A 15,530-nucleotide genomic window follows, 5' to 3' on the forward strand; every position below is an offset into this window, starting at 1 on the left:
TCTGTCTCGCACCATCAACGACAAAGGTCAGGGCGTTCTTGCCCTCGGTGCGAACATAGAAACCGAAACTTGTGCGAGCGTTTCGCGGGAGGGGGGTGCCGAAATCATTTCGGCAAGTCGTCACCAGAGAGCCGGTTCTACCGGCATCGCGCTTCTTCAGAAGAAGTCGAAGTCGCCAGCCACTTTGGCCAGCGGCTGGGAATGGCCGTGGCGCAAGCCGGCGCCAAGGGCTTTCTGCATATCGGCAAGCTTGACCAGGCTCAATGCCGTGGTCATGTCGATCATCCAGTCAGACGGAATAGTTGCCGTAATCGTATCAATGAATTCCGCCAGGCCGCGCGCTTTCTGCACGGCCAGGTCAATACCTTGCAATACTTTGAGGCCGTCCGGGTGCTCAAGCACCTGGGGGCCACCCAGGTCGAGGAGATGAGGTTCCACACGCTCGATCAGGTAAGCTACGTCGTGCAGCTCGCTGACGATGCGCATAAGGATCTCCGGGAGCTCCTCTTGGAAAACTTGGTTCCCAGCAGTTGAATCTTTATGCATCCGATTTCCAGTTTTAGAAGAACTCGATTGATGTTTCCACGGGCTTCGACACAGGTGCGGGACGCTGCTCCATTGCGACCGTCTTCTGCGTTTCCGCGCCCGTAAGCGGGTACTGCCGAGCCCGGCCGCTGACGGGCCAGAACTCTAGCTTACGACCATGATCGCCACCCGTTGACGAACCGACAACCTTAATGCCTTCATCACGCAAGAATTGCATGGCAAAGGCCGCATTCTGTTCACCGACATTCGAAAAAGTCGCAATCGTCTTGGCGCCACCGAAGATCTTGGCTTCCAGACGATCCCTCCGTGCTCCCTTTTTCAGGAGGCCGTTGATCAGAAGTTCCATCAGATGGACCCCATAGCGGGTGGCGTCGCCGCCCCCGGCTCCAGGGACTGCCGAGCCCGGCAGGAGGAAGTGGTTCATGCCGCCCACCCCTGCAATCGGGTCCCGGATACAGGCAGCAACGCACGAACCAAGGATCGTCGACAAGACCACATTGGGATCATTGACGACCTTCCATTCGCCCTGAATGATATGGACGCGCTTTGCTGCACTGTCGTCAATCATTTTAGTGCTCCGAATACAGCCTCGATGGCCGCCTTCATCTTTTCGATTGTGAAGGGCTTTGCGAGAACGTTGTTGGCGCCGAGCTGGGCGGCCTTCTGAACCAGCGCGCGGTCACCCTGCGCAGTCAGAATGATGAATGCCGCCTTCTTGGTGTTCGGGTTGGTCCGAACGGCCTGAAGGAGACCGAGACCATCCATCTTCGGCATGTTGAAATCGGAAATGACCAGATGATGGGGCTGCTGCTCCATGATCTTCATCCCCTGCTCGCCGTCGCCGGCAGCGGTGATCTGCTTGAAGCCGAGCTGGGTCAGGGCGTCGCTGAGGAGGAGGCGACTGGTGACCTGATCGTCGACGATCAGAACTTTGATTTTTTCGGCTAGTGACATTATTCGATACCTTCTTTTCGGGCGGCAGTTAGCTTGAGGATTTCCTCCCCAATGGATCCGAGGGGTAGTTGGTGCTCGACGGCGCCGAGTTCGTAGGCGACGCGTGGCATTCCGTAGACCACACAGGTCTTTTCGTTCTGGCCGATGGTGCTCGCACCGGAGTGGCGCATCTTCAGCAGGCCGGACGCGCCGTCGCGTCCCATGCCGGTCAGGATGACGCCAACGGCATTGCGTCCGGCAAGTTCAGCAACCGAATCGAACAATACATCCACCGATGGCCGGTGTCCGTTGACGGGAGCGCGCTCCACCAGTCGGCAGCAGGGCGCAGATGGATTGGACACCTGCATGTGGCGGTCGCCACCAGGGGCCAGATAGATCTTGCCGATCTCGAGGCGTGCGCCATCCGTCGCTTCCTCGACAACCGGGGCGCAGAGGCGGTTCAACCGCTCTGCGAAGCTCTTGGTAAAGGTCGACGGCATGTGCTGCGTGATCACCGTCGGCGGGCAATTGCGCGGAAACTTCTGAAGAACCGAGATCAGCGCCTCGACACCGCCGGTCGACGAACCGATCGCGACGATCTTGCGCCCGACGCGGAAGTCTTTGGCAGGCGCCATCGGAGCGGCGGTCGGCTGTGTCGGCTGGACCCGCTGGAAGCGATGCTGCGAACGTGCCGCCGCCTTGACCTTGTCCGCAAGCTCGCCAAACGGGCGCGGCTCGCCGGGCTGCGGCTTGGCAACACAGTCGAATGCGCCGATTTCGAGCGCAGCCAGCGTCGCTTCCGCGCCGCGATGGGTCATGGTCGAGACCATGATCACCGGCATTGGCCGGAGCTTCATGATCTTTTCCAGGAATTCGAGGCCGTTCATATTCGGCATCTCGATGTCGAGCGTGACGACATCCGGGTTGAGCTGCTTGATTGCGGCCCGTGCCTCCATGGCGTCGCCCGCCTGCCCAACCACATTGACGTCCGGGTCCTGGTTCAAGACAGCCGTAATCAGACCACGCATGGTCGGGCTATCATCGACAACGAGGACGCGTGCCGGAGTTCCCATTATTTACGCCCTCCGTGCTTGCCGAGATAGCGATAGGTCGTGATCCCGATGTTGTCGAAATCGTTCTTGATGTCTCCAGAGACGCGCTCGGAATGGCCGATATAGAGATGGCCGCCAACCGGCAGAAGGTCAGCAAAACGGGTCCAGATCCGCATCTGTGTCGGCTCGTCGAAATAGATGACAACGTTGCGGCAGAAGATCACGTCGAACTGCCCCTTGAATGGCCACTGAGCCATCAGGTTGAGTTCGTTGTACGTAATCAGCCGCTTGAGACGATCATCGACCTGGTGCTTGCGCCGGCCGCCGATCTCGACCTCCGAGAACCACTGCTTGCGGATCGCGGGCGATACCGTTTCCAGGGCCTGGTCGTCATAGGCACCCTGCCGCGCAATCGCGAGGATCTTGGGATCGATGTCGGTCGCCAGGATCTTGAAGTCGTAGTCTAGCACCTGCGGGAAGGCCTGGAAGACCGTCAACGCGATGGAATAGGGCTCCTGGCCATCCGAACTCGCGGCCGACCAGATCCGGACCCGGCCGCCGGATTTCGCCCGGGCGATAAGCCCTGGAAGAACCTCGTCGCGCAAATGCTCGAAATGGTGGTTCTCGCGAAAGAACCGCGTGAAGTTTGTGGTCAGGTGCGACAGCATCTCACGACGCTCGGCCGCACCTTCAGGAGAAGACACGAGCTGGCAATAGGCCCGGAATCCGGACAGGCCAAGATTGCGGATGTGCTTCGATAGCCGCGAGTAGACGAGCGACGCCTTCGAGTCGTTCAGAGCGATGCCCGCATCCGAATAGATCATCGCTGCAATCTCGTTCAGATCGCGACGCGTCAGCGGATACTCGCCACTGGCCAACACCTCATCGTCCGAGAGGCGAGAACTTGGCATTTTAAGGTTCGTCGTCATGCGGCCTCGCTTTCGGTGTCGTTAAACAAGGCACTCAGTTCGATCAGACAGATCATGCGGTTCTCGATGGCGAGGATTCCGCGTGCATACTGCTTTTCGAGATCGGAGGAGACCTCGGGTGTCGGCTGAATGTTATCATCCGTCACGGTTAGAATGTCGGACACGGCATTGACCAAAAGCCCGACAATCCTCGATTTCACTTGGGCCACGATGATGACGTGGCGTGCTGTCGGTTCGGCCGGCTTCATGCCGAGGCGCAATGACAGGTCCATGATCGGAAGCACGGCACCGCGCAGATTGATCACGCCCATCACATAATTCGGTGCGTGCGGTAGAGGTGTGGCCTTCGTCCAGCCACGGATCTCACGCACCGACATTACGTTCACGCAAAATTCCTGGTCACCGATGCGGAATGCGATCAGTTCGCGATTCCCTGGCCCCAAGTTTTTTACCGCATACGACATCCTGTTACCCTGCTACGGCCAACGACATTTCCTGCCTCAGGGACTGACCGCGCGAGGCGGCAACGACCGCATCCACATCAAGGATCAGAGCGACGCGGCCATCACCGAGGATGGTTGCGGCGGCAATACCCGGAACGTGGGTGTAGTTGGCTTCCAGAGACTTGATAACGACCTGGCGCTGACCCTGGATGGCATCGACCATCAGAGCGCGCTGACCGCCGCCTTCGGACTCGACCAGCAGAGCAACACCCTCGACCGGATTGGCCTGTGTGCCGCGGAAGTTCAGGATCCGGCCAACATCCACCAATGGGCAGAAGGAGTTACGGATCGAGATCAGGCGCTGGTTGGCGCCGAAGGAGTGGATGTTCTGTGCCTCGGGCTGGAGCGTTTCGACGATCGCCGTCAGCGGGACAACCAGCGTCTGGCCGGCAACCGTGACCACCATGCCGTCGAGAACGGCGAGCGTCAGCGGCAGGCTCATGGTGAAGGTCGAGCCCTGGCCCGGACGCGAGGTGATCGAGATACGACCGCCGAGAGCCTGGATGGAGCGCTTGACCACGTCCATGCCGACGCCGCGGCCGGAAATGTCGGAGATCTTGTCCGCGGTCGAGAAGCCGGGCGCGAAGATCAGGTTGTCGATCTCTTCGTCCGTCAGGTTCGCATCGGCTGCGATCAGTTCGTTGTCGATCGCCTTCTGCTTGACGCGCTCGCGGTTGATACCGGCACCATCGTCGACCAGTTCGATGACGATACGGCCCGAGCGATGCTTTGCCGTCAGCTTGATCGTGCCTTCCGGCTCCTTGCCAGCGGCCGCGCGCTTCTCAGGGCTTTCGATGCCATGGTCGACGGCATTCCGGATCATGTGGGTCAGCGGCTCGGCGAGCTTGTCGATGACCGTCTTGTCGACTTCGGTGTTTTCACCTTCCGTGACCAGGCGGATCGACTTGCCGACCATGTCGGCGACTTCGCGAACGATACGCGACATGCGCTGGAAGACCGGCTTCACCGGCTGTGCGCGGATCGCCATAACCGAGTCCTGGATCTCGCGGGTGAGCTGCTGCAGCTCTTCGAGGCCCATGTTGACAGCGGAGGTGCCGGTCGCATCGTTTTCGATGACGCTCTGCGAGAGCATCGCCTGGTTGATGACGAGCTCGCCGACGAGGTTAATCAGGCGGTCAACGCGATCGAGATCGACGCGGATGGTCTGACCGGCGGTCGAATTCGCCTGGGCTGCGGCTGCGGCTGCGGCTGCAGCGGCGGCAGCGGCCGGCGATTCCTTCTTTTCAGCCTTTGCAGCACCGGACGTCACCTTCATGACGTTGCTTGCCGTCTGAGCGGCTTCTACGGCATCTGCAACGACCTGGCTCGGCGCTTCACTGGCTTCGGAGCCTTCATCCAGCATCGAGAGGTCGAAGGGAACGGCGACCATTGGCGGCTCTTCGCCCGGGGCCTTCTCTTCTACGAACGGCGTGACCTCAAGGTCGCAATCCCATTCGGCGAACTCAAAGACTTGGCGGATCGCGTCTTCACCCTTCTCGGCCGAAATCTTGATCTTCCAGCCGAAATAGGAGCCTTCCGGATCGATGTCGTCAAGCGACGGCAGCTCATCCATGTTGCAGTTGATGGTCATCTCGCCGAGACGAGCGAGATCACGCAGCAACAGGGTCGCTTCATTGCCCTTGGCATAGAGATCGCGGCGCGGCTTGAAGCTGACCTCGAATATTGAAGCAGCCGGCGCTTCGTCTTCCCCATCAAAACTGTCGAAGGTGAATGGAATCGGCTGGAAACCACTATCGTCGGACGGGGCCGGAGCCAGTGCAGCAGCCTTCGGAGCCGCAACAGGAGCGGCGGAAGCTGCAGGCATCTCACCATTGGCCAGCGCTTCCAGTTCCTTGACCAGTCCGCTCGAACGGCTTTCGTCGACGCTGCCGCCGTCGCGAGAAGCGGTGACCAGGTCGGCGAGCACGTCGGCCGACTTGAGCATCACCTTCATGACTTCCGGGCCGGGTTCCAGCTTGTTGGATCGAACGCAATCAAGAGTGGTCTCGAAGACATGTGCGAAGGCGACCAGGTCGTCGAGACCGAAGGCACCTGCACCGCCCTTGATGGAGTGGACGGCACGGAACACGGCATTGACCGTCTCCGGATCGCGATCCCCATCGTTCATTTTCAGAAGACCGGATTCCAGTTCGGCGAGCTGTTCCTCGCATTCCTGGAAAAAGATCTCTTTGATTTCGTTCATATCCATAGGATAAATTCCCGGCTTAGGCGGTTACACGCTCGATGGCATCGATCAGCTTGGTCGGGTCAAACGGCTTGACGATCCAACCAGTCGCACCGGCCTGGCGGGCACGGTTCTTTTTCTCTGCGTCGCTCTCCGTGGTCAGGACCAGGATCGGAACCGCGCGGTACTTGTCGTTCTTGCGGACGCCCTCGATGAAGCCGAAGCCATCCAGACGCGGCATGTTGATGTCGGTCACGATGACATCAGGGTTGCACTCTTCGAGCACTTCCAGACCTTCAATGCCGTCTTCGGCCTGGATGGTCTCGAAACCTGCATTGTTGAGCGTGACCAGAAGCATGTTCCGTATGGTTCTGGAGTCATCGACGGTGAGCACTTTTTTCTTCATTTGCGGATCTCCTTGGCGAGCAGATGATCGATGTTGACGCCGATTAGTTGCAATGTCTTCGAGAAGGCCTCCGAGGCCTTTTCAAACGAGAGGGGATGCTTGTCTGATTCCCATGCCTTGGCTGCCGCCATCAGGACCTGGACGCACTGTGTGCCGAGCCGCTCTACCCCCGACGCGTCGATCACCAGAGGCGCACCGCGCAAAGACAGAAGATTGGCCTTGAGGTTGGAGGCCTCATTCAGGTCCATCACCGCCGGAAGTTTCAAGCCCTTCCGTTCGCCCTTCTTTGTTGCCATCATTCGTTTCCTTGTCTCACGAGGCAGGTTCCGTCGTAGCCCAACAGCCGTCTGGGCTGTGCCCATCTCACGGTGAAACTGTTCGCCCTGTCCGCCCCTGGGTTTTCTATGTATCGCAAGGTGGTAAACAATCTTCTCAACGGCCCAGCCCCGCGATCTGGAGGGGGTAGGCCAGTTCGACCTCAAAAGCGTCAGAAGACGCTCCGAAGGGGTCCTGACGCGCTAGATCCGCTTCACCATGCAACCCGACCTGACCGCTATGGGTCCTTCCGGTTGCCGTGCGTGGAGCGCGGTGCTGGCGCTCGATCTGGAATTCGCGAATCGTTGCGCCCAGTTCGAGGATGACCTTGTGCAAGTCCTCAGCGCCGTCCCGCGACCGACCGGCAATTTCGACGGTTGTCGCGAGTTCCCGACCAAGGCCGGCAACCGTGCCGGTCAGGCCGGAGAGATCACTGGCCTGGCGGCCAGTGTCGCCGGCGATGCCCGAGACTACAGTGCTGATCTCGCCGACCTGGACGACGATGTCAGCAATGGCGCCTTGTGTCTTTGCCACCATGTCGACACCGGCCTCGACCTGGTTCTTGGTGGTCGAGACCAGGGTCTTGATTTCGCGCGCGGCATCGGCGGAACGTTGGGCAAGCGCCCTCACCTCCTGAGCAACGACCGCGAAGCCGCGTCCGCTGTCGCCGGCGCGGGCAGCCTCAATGCCGGCATTCAGCGCCAGGAGGTTGGTCTGGAAGGCAATTTCATCAATCGCGCCAATGATATGGCCGATCTGTTCGGCCGAGGCCTCGATATCGGCCATGGCGGAGATCGCCTGACCGACGACCTGACCGCTTGCCTCGACGGAATGCTTGGTAGCGGCGACGGATGTTTCGGCGCGGCGTGATTTATCGGCCGTTTCGCGAATGCCGGCGCTGATCGCATCCAGCGCGTCGCTGGTCTCGCCAAGTCGGTCGGACTGGATCGAGGCGCGATCAGCGAATTCGCGCGCAGCCTCCGAAGCATTGCTCGTCGCCCGAGCAGCATGGCCGAGCTTCTCCTCCGAGGCGAGGAAGGCCGTCTGGAGCTGTTCGATGGCCGCGTTCATTCGTGAGGCAAGATCAGCGAAGGCTTCGGGAACGTCAGGAGCCATCCGCACCGTCAGATCGCCCTCGGCCAAAGCATCGACGACCGGACGGAAGATATCTTCGACGGCCGCTCGATCACGCTCTCGCTGCTGGGCGAGATCACGGTGGTGCTTCAAGCGCAGTTCGTTGAAGCGCAGCGACACGGCGATTTCGACATCGACCATGACAAGGCGCAGGAGTGAAGCAACAAGGTCGGCCACTTCGCGCTGGCGGCGGCGGCTCGATGGCAGAATCCCCCCCGCACCCGGCTCGGTGATCAGCGCGGTAATCATGTGTTCGAGAACGACGGCGTGACCGGCGATATGCCAGCGCGGATCAAGGTCCATGCGGCTTTCGGTGTCGGCCAAAACCTTAACGCGCTCGGCATAGAGCGCATCGAAGCGCGCATCGGTCAGAACGTCCCAATGGGATGCCAGAAGATCATGCAGTCGATCGTAATGACGTTCGCTGGTAAAGGCGCGCGAAGCATCGGGCGAGCTTTGCAGGCGCTGGAACAGGTCGCGCAGCGCCGTCGGCACCGGCGCTGTCAGGGCTGACCGGTTCTGTCGCAGCATTTCGCGCTGGCTCTCGTCGAGCCCGGCAAAGCGCAAGCGATCCCGCAGGCTACCCGCCTGTGCGCCCGTCGCCTTCTCCGTGGACATGTCCTGACCTGCCATAACACCCGCATCACGGCCGACCATTCAAGGTGGCCAAATGAGCGAACTCGACTCTAGCTGACGGATGCCCTTGCAAAAGCTGCACATGTTGAAGCTCAAGCCCGCACCACGGCCAGCCGCTGTCGCGCTGCTCCATGATCATTTCAGACCGGACCGATACCGGTACGACGGGACGGCTTCATGCCCGAAGGAAACCACTCAAGAGGTCCCACTCCGACGTGTGCATCAATGTTTATGGTTAATTCCTTGCCTGAAGGTTAATAATGTCTCCACTTCAAACGTTTGTGTCTAATATATTTCCATATTCTTTACTTCCGGTATGCCCACGCGGATCCGAACACGGGACGCGGGAACCTCATGCGCCACACAGCGTTTCTCGCATTGAATTGGACCCCGATGCGCCACCGCGCCCGTTGCGTGGCAAATTCTCAAAGTTGCAAAGGGAACCAATCGCTCGCCAAGACGTTTCTGTCCTGCCCTGCTTCCAATGAACGAGAGTGCCAGGGACGTCCGCGATGGGGGTCGTGACGTCCGGCTGCCGACGGTGCTTCTGCTCCGCCGAACCTCGGCCATGCGCGGGCCTGAGCGGCGACGACGGAGACATGACATGGCAGATCGAGACTATGATTGGATTGCACGCCGAGCCTATGCGCTCTGGGAGGAAGAGGGGCGGCCGCATGGGCGCGACGACGCCCATTGGCAGGTCGCGGTGAAAGACTACGAGATTCTCTATCGTTCCGCCCGCGAAACCGTCGAAAACGCCGAGCGTCGGATCGCGGAAGCCCAGGTGTCGGCAGAACGCGAAGACCTTTCCATCCCGGACATGCCGGACGCCACCACACGCCAACCAAGGAGGCGGTCATGACATCCATGGCAGGAACACATATTGGCCTCGCCCTTGGCCGCGCGCAGTTCATTCAGCGTATTCGCGACGCTTACACCTTGGACGAAGTCCCCTCCCCGACCCGGACAGGGTTCCCTGGCAAGCATCTGAACGTGCTCGCCGTGACCTCCGAAATCTTCCCGCTGGTGAAGACTGGTGGACTGGCGGACGTGACGGGCGCGTTACCGAAGGCGCTTGCCCGCTTCGGCATCCGCACACACACGCTGGTCCCAGGCTATCCTTCGATCCTGGCTCTTGCCCGTCTGCACCCGCCGCTTATGGAATTCGACAGCCTGCTGGGCGAACGCGCGACGCTGCGCCATCTCGAAATCGACGGCTTGAGCCTGTTCGTGCTCGATGCTCCCTCGCTCTATGAACGTGCGGGCGGGCCTTATGTCGACGAACATGGCCATGATCATCCGGACAACTGGAAGCGCTTTGCCGTACTGTCTCTGGCCGGCGCCGAGATCGCAGCCGGCGCTTTGCCTGGCTGGAAGCCGGATCTGGTCCATACGCATGACTGGCAGTCGGCACTGACATCGGTCTATCTCGAGCATATGGGCAGCGATGTGCCCGTTGTGCTGACCATCCACAATCTTGCCTTCCAGGGCCAGTATTCATCATCGCTGCTGTCGCAGATTGGCCTTCCACCAGAAGCTTTTACCACCGAATGCATGGAGTATTACGGTGACATCAGCTACCTCAAAGGTGGCCTGACCACGGCTGAACACATCACCGTCGTCAGCCCGACCTATGCGCGCGAGATTCTCTCGTCCATCTTCGGTATGGGGTTGGATGGTGTGTTGAATGCGCGGATGGATCGCCTGCAGGGGATCGTCAACGGCATCGACACCGAGATCTGGAATCCGGCGACGGACCCATATCTGCCACATCGTTTTGACCTGAAGACCGTGCGCAATAAGCGGCACAACAAGGCAGTTCTGCTGGAGCGATTCGGCCTTGAACCCGGTGAAGGTCCGCTGTTTTCGGCGGTAACGCGGGTAACATGGCAAAAGGGCATGGACATGCTGGCCGAGGTGGCGGACGAGATCTTCCACTTTGGCGGCAAGCTGATCGTGCTTGGCCAGGGCGACCATGACATCCAGGCCGCTCTGCAGGAAACGGCGCGCCGCTTCCCCGGGCGCATGGCCGTTTCTGTCGGTTACAACGAGCCGACGGCACACCTCATCCATGGCGGCTCCGACGCGATCATCCAGCCATCGCGCTTCGAGCCCTGCGGTCTCACTCAGCTGTATGCGATGCGCTACGGCTGTGTGCCGGTGGTATCGCGCACAGGCGGCCTCTCCGAGACGATCATCGATGCGAATGATGCCGCCTTGTCGGCACGGGCCGCGACTGGCTTCCAGTTCCACCCGGTTCGGGCGGAGGGTCTGCGTCAGGCCCTCAGACGTGCGGCCGAGACCTATCGTGACAAGCGCAAATGGGCACGACTGCAGATGCAGGCCATGCGGGCGGATTATTCCTGGGACCGCAGCGCCGAACGCTATGCCGAGGTCTATACCCGCTTGACCGGCGAAGCCGCACAACGCGCATCCTGAACATCAAGGCCGATCTGCGCTTCACGCGTAAGATGGCTCAAACATCAAGGCGATCATCTATGGAGAGTTCTGCACCGACACTCGAGGGCCGTCTCAACGCCCAGCGCGAGATCCTGATCGCGCTGGTTGCTCAGGTAATGCTGCACCCCGATGCCGGACCCGGATTGATCCGCAGCCTGGAGGAGGAGGTGTTGGCGCAGGACGGGTCGGAAGATCCAGGCGCAACGCCATCTGCAGGGCTGGCCAGAACCGGGGAAAAGAGCGCCGAGATCCGAGAGATTCTCGAAACGGCAAAGGCAAGGGCGTCCGCCATTCGGCGCACCGCCGACCGGATCGCGGATCTTTGACGGTTGCAAGGATCGCGACAGAGGCGTTCCGATCCGTGGCAGAAAGTTGAGTCGGCTTTACAACCGGCTCCGACCGTTATTGACCGCTATTGTCCTTAGGATCAAAATTTGCGTCCCAATCCGCCGGCGGATCTTTCTTGCCAGGCGGCCACTTGTGCATGGTAGCATCGTCAGATCCGGTGATCACCGTTGGTTTGGCACTTGCGACACCATTGTTGTGGCCACCGTGCTGGGTGCCGACGAATTGACCCTCGGCATCCTTATGGATCTGCTTCACTTCTGGGGTCGTGCCCCTCTCCACCGTGCGGTCGCGTGCGTTCCCGTTGCTCATGCTCTCAACTCCTTCGTGCTTCGTCTCGAAGGAGAACCGGACATGAGGAACTAAGTTCCGCCGTCAGGCAGTCCCCATAAAAGCGGACAGGGGTGCGACCAGTGTCCAGCGCAGGCCTGCCGGATCGAAGTCCATCGTCACCTTGCCGCCAAAGGCGCTGGATGCATGCCTTTCAATCACAGTAGAGCCGAAACCGCGGCGCGTCGGCTTCTCGACCGGCGGGCCGTAACGCTCGCTCCAGGCCAGATGCAGCATGGGCTGATCCGCATCGGGGTCCTCGATCCACCATTCCACCGAAATTCGACCCTCGATGACCGAGAGCGCGCCATATTTCATCGAATTGGTCGCCAGTTCATGCAAGGCAAGACCGAGGTTCTGCACGGCATTGGCATTGGCCAGGATATCCGGCCCAAGTTTTTCGACCCTGTCGGTCGATCCGACGACGGTTTGCAGATGCAGGTCGATGAGTTTGGCCAAGGGGATACCGCCCCATTGTTGCCTGGCCAGCGCTTCGATCGACCCGGCGAGACCCGCGAGACGTCCGCTGACGGCCTGATGATAGGCTTCGACGCTGTCGCTGCTTCGGGCCAGCTGTCGCATCATTGCCTGGACGAGCGACAGGATATTCTTCGTGCGATGCACGAGCTCCTGCAGGATGAAGTGGACCCGCTCCTCCGCTTCGGCGCGATCGAAGGATGCGTTCGACAAGGCGACCGCCACCTGGTTCGCCTCGACGATCTTGGTGGTTTCGGGCGAGACGATTTCACCCTTGCCTATTCGCTCGGCCATGCCCGCAATTCTGCGAATGGACGCCCGCAATTGGTGGGCCGCCACCAGAACGACGCCGAGGCTCAGCGTGAGGAAGACGAGGCTGCCGATGAGCAGAGATCGCCAGATGCTGACGAAAGACCCTTTGGTGCTGGCCACCGGCCCCCAGGCCACCACATGCCAGGGCCAGTCGGCCACGCGGGCATAGCCCATCAGATATTGCTCGGCCTCCCGGTAGAAGACAGCACTGTTGTTGGCGCCGAACAGAAGATCGAGCTTGTCCCGATCGAAGTTACTGCCCGAGGGGCGATTGTCCGGGCCACTTGAAACGATGATCCGACCAGCAGCATCAATGAGTGCCGCCGTCCATTCCGGCGGCAGGTTTTCCCGATAAGTCAGGTCCCCGAGCGTCGCTGCATCCTGCGTGAGGATAATGGCTTCAGCACCGCCGGGCAGGTTGCCAGCTGGCAGGGGCCTGGTCAGATTGACGACCCAGCGCTGGCTCGTCGCGCCGAAAAACACCCCCGACAATTCAGTGCGGCCCGAGGCGATGGCTGAGCGGACAGAGGCGGGATTGGAAACCGGTCGAAGAGGCGCACCCCAGGCGACCCGTGTATTCAAAACCTGTTGGCCGTCCCGGGTGGACAGGATCACATAGAGCGAACTGTCCTTCAGGCTACCGCCGATCCGGTTGTGGAAGGCTTCCAGATTTCCCTGTTTGAGTTCGGGGGCATCCGCAATCACCGACAAGGTGGTGGTAAGGTCGGTGAGCCTTCGCTCCACACTGCGGCTGATCGTTTGCGCATCCTGCGCGGTACTCACCCGCAAAGCCTGGAATTGTGATCTTTCGAGTTCAAGAAGGAGAAAGACGACAAAGCCCAGGAGCGGCAGGGTGGCGAGTGCCGCCATCGTCGCCAGATAGGTGCCGATGGATGCGGTGGGAAATGAGCCCAGCAGAAGGCGAGCGAGTTTGCTCATATCCGTCTTCCGCGCGTCATGCAGAACCCAAGTCGGTGCCATTCCCGCTGCAGCGATGCGAACCAAATTGCCCGTCGGGCGTTGTTGTTGATCGAGACAGAATTGATCGACACCCGAGGAGCGAGATCATGATCTTCAAGCCGCAGACCTTTCACGGCGAAGAGCCGGTCGTTGCGAACGAGACCCCCATCGGGGCCATGCCGGTGGATGCGATACTGGAAGAAGAGGCTGCCCAGGCGCTTGCACTGACTGAGGGGGTGGATGCAACAGCCCTGACCGTGACGGCGAGCAAGGGGGAGATATTTTTGCTCGGTAGAATTGGATCGCGCGAGGAAATCGATCGGGCAATCGAAGCCCTGCTGGCCGTTCCGGGCGTCAGGAAAGTTACGGTGCAGCTGGAGACGGAAGACTTGCCCTGACAAACTTGCCGGCGTTTTCTCCGCCGGCAAAACAACAGGCGGCGAGAGCCGTGGTCTCACCCCGCGCCACCTATTTGCTCTCACCATGTCGATGAAATGCAATCGCAATTCAGCTGTCCTGTGCATACTGCAACGACGGCTGCAAATCAGCCGACAGCCTCCGATGCATGCCGTGGCGCCCAACCCTGCCAGGCGGGGCCGGTTTCCCGAAAACGTCCTGTCAGGTCCTGTTGCCGCAAGACGAAAGGTCGACGCAACCGGGCACCCTCTTCCGCATGACGACGTGCTGCCTCTGCGGCAAGCGCATGGCTCGGATAGCAGACCGAGCGCAGGCCCTCATGCACATAGGCCCAGCCATCAGCTTCCGGAACGATGTCGTAATAGGCGCGCATCATGACGAACTCCTCCTGAATGTCTCGCGTCTAACGCGCGAGACATCATTCGGTTCCAGACATGGCGCATATTCCTCCGCAGAGGTCTTGTGGCACGACCCGCCTCAGCGCAGGCCGGCGACGTTTTCCCAGCTGGTCTTGCCATCTACCCAGCGCTGCCAATCCTTGACCGACCCATAGAAGACGTTGAGGTCGATCTTGCCGTTGACGCCCTGCGACAGGCCAGACCCCGAATACTGCCAGAACACCCATTTGCGCCCCGGATAGGTCTTCGACGGATGCGCTGCGACCGAGCGAAGCCAGAACGGATAATCCAGGAAATGGCCGCGCAGGTTGTCCTTGTAGAAATCGGGTGCGGTGTAGATCACCGGACGCTTGCCGTAGTGGCGCTCGAGGCGGTCCATGAAGACCTGCATCTTTTCACGCGCCTTTTCTGGCGACAGGCGGAAGCGGCAGCTGGATTCGCCATTGTATTCGACGTCGATCACCGGCGGCAGCGCATCCGGGTCACGCGGCACGTTGCGGATGAACCAGTCGGCCTGATCGGAAGCGACGCGGCACCAGTAGAAGAAGTGATAGGCGCCCCGCTTCAGGCCGGCGGCCTTGGCCCGGTCCCAGTTAGTCCGGAACATCGGATCGACATGATCGCCGCCATCGGTCGCCTTGATGTAAGCGAAATTGGCGCCCTGGCCGCGCAGCGTCTTCCAATCGATATTGGCCTGCCAACGCGAGACGTCGACACCGTGTACCGCATGGTGCTTCGGCTTTACCTTACCGAAATTGATCGGCTTCGCATCGCGGAAGCGCTGGCTGTAAACGCGGTGCCGTCCGCCAGACGACGACGCGGCTGGCTCCTCGGGCGCCATGACAGCGGGCGTGGGCGGAACGAGCCGTGAGACCGGCCGCTGATCGGGCACGGGCATGCCGGCCGTCATCGGCGATGCTTCGAAATGCTGTTGCTGCTGGCCATTGCCGGCCCAGGCAAGTGCTTCGGGATGGCTGGTCACCGGAGAGGATGGCGTGATGGATGCCGTCTGCTCATCGACTGCAACGGCTGGCATGGGGGCCTGAGCCGGCGGTGGAGCTGCCTGAGCCGTCTGGGTCGCAGGCTGGTTCCTCAGCCGCAGGATTTCGACGGGATTGGTGCGCGCGCTGCAGCTGGTGAGCACCATGCAGCCGACGAGGAGCGAGGGAATGACCTTGGAACGCATGACACT

Annotated in this window: 18 protein-coding genes; 4 read left to right on the forward strand and 14 right to left on the reverse strand. The window is 60.6% G+C overall.

The genetic code is table 11. From position 1 onward, the window contains the following. Positions 1 to 156 precede the first annotated feature (156 nt). The 10 genes from IP76_RS18355 to IP76_RS18400 all read right to left on the reverse strand — a co-directional run bounded on the left by IP76_RS18355 (position 157) and on the right by IP76_RS18400 (position 8,621). Positions 157 to 546, reverse strand: a complete 390-nt coding sequence (locus IP76_RS18355; protein WP_054159695.1) for a hypothetical protein — start codon at positions 544 to 546, stop codon at positions 157 to 159. Between the two features lie 13 nt (positions 547 to 559). Then, entirely contained in the window at positions 560 to 1,114 is a 555-nt protein-coding gene (cheD, locus tag IP76_RS18360; protein WP_054159696.1) for a chemoreceptor glutamine deamidase CheD, read from the reverse strand. Continuing rightward, positions 1,111 to 1,500 carry a response regulator gene (locus IP76_RS18365; protein ID WP_006726293.1) on the reverse strand — a complete coding sequence of 130 codons (390 nt, stop codon included), beginning with the start codon at positions 1,498 to 1,500 and terminating at the stop codon, positions 1,111 to 1,113. Before IP76_RS18365 ends, cheD begins: the two co-directional genes overlap by 4 nt. Continuing rightward, positions 1,500 to 2,552, reverse strand: a complete 1,053-nt coding sequence (gene cheB / locus IP76_RS18370) for a protein-glutamate O-methylesterase CheB (protein WP_054159697.1) — start codon at positions 2,550 to 2,552, stop codon at positions 1,500 to 1,502. The genes IP76_RS18365 and cheB overlap by 1 nt, the downstream gene beginning before the upstream one ends. Further along, on the reverse strand, positions 2,552 to 3,442 hold the full coding sequence (gene cheR, locus IP76_RS18375) for a protein-glutamate O-methyltransferase CheR (RefSeq protein ID WP_054159757.1): 891 nt from the start codon (positions 3,440 to 3,442) through the stop codon (positions 2,552 to 2,554). Before cheR ends, cheB begins: the two co-directional genes overlap by 1 nt. A 14-nt stretch (positions 3,443 to 3,456) precedes the next feature. Further along, positions 3,457 to 3,924 (reverse strand): chemotaxis protein CheW, encoded by a 468-nt coding sequence (locus IP76_RS18380; RefSeq protein WP_054159698.1) that lies wholly within the window; start codon positions 3,922 to 3,924, stop codon positions 3,457 to 3,459. 4 nt (positions 3,925 to 3,928) lie between these two features. Further along, positions 3,929 to 6,172, reverse strand: a complete 2,244-nt coding sequence (locus IP76_RS18385) for a chemotaxis protein CheA (protein WP_054159699.1) — start codon at positions 6,170 to 6,172, stop codon at positions 3,929 to 3,931. A gap of 16 nt (positions 6,173 to 6,188) precedes the next feature. Beyond that, complete coding sequence (gene cheY1 / locus IP76_RS18390) at positions 6,189 to 6,554, reverse strand: chemotaxis response regulator CheY1 (RefSeq protein ID WP_054159700.1); 366 nt, start codon at positions 6,552 to 6,554, stop codon at positions 6,189 to 6,191. Next, positions 6,551 to 6,850 carry an STAS domain-containing protein gene (locus IP76_RS18395; protein WP_054159701.1) on the reverse strand — a complete coding sequence of 100 codons (300 nt, stop codon included), beginning with the start codon at positions 6,848 to 6,850 and terminating at the stop codon, positions 6,551 to 6,553. The genes cheY1 and IP76_RS18395 overlap by 4 nt, the downstream gene beginning before the upstream one ends. 136 nt (positions 6,851 to 6,986) lie before the next feature. Beyond that, positions 6,987 to 8,621: a globin-coupled sensor protein gene (locus IP76_RS18400; RefSeq protein ID WP_054159758.1), complete on the reverse strand. Its 1,635-nt coding sequence runs from the start codon at positions 8,619 to 8,621 to the stop codon at positions 6,987 to 6,989. 622 nt (positions 8,622 to 9,243) lie between these two features. On the opposite strand from IP76_RS18400, the gene IP76_RS18405 reads away from it, so the two are divergent. The 3 genes from IP76_RS18405 to IP76_RS18415 all read left to right on the forward strand — a co-directional run bounded on the left by IP76_RS18405 (position 9,244) and on the right by IP76_RS18415 (position 11,425). Beyond that, a complete protein-coding gene (locus tag IP76_RS18405) occupies positions 9,244 to 9,501 on the forward strand; it encodes a DUF2934 domain-containing protein (RefSeq protein WP_054159702.1) in 258 nt (85 codons plus the stop codon). Between the two features lie 125 nt (positions 9,502 to 9,626). Continuing rightward, positions 9,627 to 11,078 carry a glycogen synthase GlgA gene (gene glgA, locus IP76_RS18410; RefSeq protein WP_054159759.1) on the forward strand — a complete coding sequence of 484 codons (1,452 nt, stop codon included), beginning with the start codon at positions 9,627 to 9,629 and terminating at the stop codon, positions 11,076 to 11,078. A 59-nt stretch (positions 11,079 to 11,137) separates the two neighbouring features. Then, positions 11,138 to 11,425, forward strand: coding sequence for a hypothetical protein (locus IP76_RS18415; protein ID WP_054159703.1), 288 nt, complete (start codon positions 11,138 to 11,140; stop codon positions 11,423 to 11,425). Between the two features lie 76 nt (positions 11,426 to 11,501). Here IP76_RS18415 and IP76_RS18420 read toward each other — a convergent pair whose 3' ends face one another. Together IP76_RS18420 and IP76_RS18425 are read right to left on the reverse strand one after the other, a co-directional pair. After that, the gene (locus IP76_RS18420) at positions 11,502 to 11,756 is read right to left on the reverse strand and encodes a hypothetical protein (RefSeq protein WP_245281507.1); all 255 of its coding nucleotides are present in this window, start codon (positions 11,754 to 11,756) and stop codon (positions 11,502 to 11,504) included. 63 nt (positions 11,757 to 11,819) lie between these two features. After that, positions 11,820 to 13,502, reverse strand: a complete 1,683-nt coding sequence (locus IP76_RS18425) for a sensor histidine kinase (protein ID WP_054159704.1) — start codon at positions 13,500 to 13,502, stop codon at positions 11,820 to 11,822. Between the two features lie 128 nt (positions 13,503 to 13,630). Between IP76_RS18425 and IP76_RS18430 the strand changes: the two genes are divergently transcribed. Beyond that, positions 13,631 to 13,921 (forward strand): BON domain-containing protein, encoded by a 291-nt coding sequence (locus tag IP76_RS18430; protein WP_054159705.1) that lies wholly within the window; start codon positions 13,631 to 13,633, stop codon positions 13,919 to 13,921. A gap of 146 nt (positions 13,922 to 14,067) precedes the next feature. Here the strand turns inward: IP76_RS18430 and IP76_RS18435 are convergent, their stop codons facing one another. Together IP76_RS18435 and IP76_RS18440 are read right to left on the reverse strand one after the other, a co-directional pair. Then, positions 14,068 to 14,316: a hypothetical protein gene (locus IP76_RS18435; protein ID WP_054159706.1), complete on the reverse strand. Its 249-nt coding sequence runs from the start codon at positions 14,314 to 14,316 to the stop codon at positions 14,068 to 14,070. A 101-nt stretch (positions 14,317 to 14,417) separates the two neighbouring features. Beyond that, the gene (locus tag IP76_RS18440) at positions 14,418 to 15,524 is read right to left on the reverse strand and encodes a GH25 family lysozyme (protein WP_054159707.1); all 1,107 of its coding nucleotides are present in this window, start codon (positions 15,522 to 15,524) and stop codon (positions 14,418 to 14,420) included. Positions 15,525 to 15,530 lie beyond the last annotated feature (6 nt).

This window comes from Rhizobium sp. AAP43 (genome assembly GCF_001296045.1).
GTDB lineage: Bacteria > Pseudomonadota > Alphaproteobacteria > Rhizobiales > Rhizobiaceae > Allorhizobium.

Coding starts and splice junctions, on each gene's coding strand:
- IP76_RS18355 (WP_054159695.1), bottom strand. CDS start 546: ATGCATAAAGATTCAACTGCTGGGAACCAAGTTTTCCAAGAGGAGCTC.
- cheD (WP_054159696.1), bottom strand. CDS start 1,114: ATGATTGACGACAGTGCAGCAAAGCGCGTCCATATCATTCAGGGCGAA.
- IP76_RS18365 (WP_006726293.1), bottom strand. CDS start 1,500: ATGTCACTAGCCGAAAAAATCAAAGTTCTGATCGTCGACGATCAGGTC.
- cheB (WP_054159697.1), bottom strand. CDS start 2,552: ATGGGAACTCCGGCACGCGTCCTCGTTGTCGATGATAGCCCGACCATG.
- cheR (WP_054159757.1), bottom strand. CDS start 3,442: ATGCCAAGTTCTCGCCTCTCGGACGATGAGGTGTTGGCCAGTGGCGAG.
- IP76_RS18380 (WP_054159698.1), bottom strand. CDS start 3,924: ATGTCGTATGCGGTAAAAAACTTGGGGCCAGGGAATCGCGAACTGATC.
- IP76_RS18385 (WP_054159699.1), bottom strand. CDS start 6,172: ATGGATATGAACGAAATCAAAGAGATCTTTTTCCAGGAATGCGAGGAA.
- cheY1 (WP_054159700.1), bottom strand. CDS start 6,554: ATGAAGAAAAAAGTGCTCACCGTCGATGACTCCAGAACCATACGGAAC.
- IP76_RS18395 (WP_054159701.1), bottom strand. CDS start 6,850: ATGGCAACAAAGAAGGGCGAACGGAAGGGCTTGAAACTTCCGGCGGTG.
- IP76_RS18400 (WP_054159758.1), bottom strand. CDS start 8,621: ATGTCCACGGAGAAGGCGACGGGCGCACAGGCGGGTAGCCTGCGGGAT.
- IP76_RS18405 (WP_054159702.1), top strand. CDS start 9,244: ATGGCAGATCGAGACTATGATTGGATTGCACGCCGAGCCTATGCGCTC.
- IP76_RS18415 (WP_054159703.1), top strand. CDS start 11,138: ATGGAGAGTTCTGCACCGACACTCGAGGGCCGTCTCAACGCCCAGCGC.
- IP76_RS18420 (WP_245281507.1), bottom strand. CDS start 11,756: ATGAGCAACGGGAACGCACGCGACCGCACGGTGGAGAGGGGCACGACC.
- IP76_RS18425 (WP_054159704.1), bottom strand. CDS start 13,502: ATGAGCAAACTCGCTCGCCTTCTGCTGGGCTCATTTCCCACCGCATCC.
- IP76_RS18430 (WP_054159705.1), top strand. CDS start 13,631: ATGATCTTCAAGCCGCAGACCTTTCACGGCGAAGAGCCGGTCGTTGCG.
- IP76_RS18435 (WP_054159706.1), bottom strand. CDS start 14,316: ATGATGCGCGCCTATTACGACATCGTTCCGGAAGCTGATGGCTGGGCC.
- IP76_RS18440 (WP_054159707.1), bottom strand. CDS start 15,524: ATGCGTTCCAAGGTCATTCCCTCGCTCCTCGTCGGCTGCATGGTGCTC.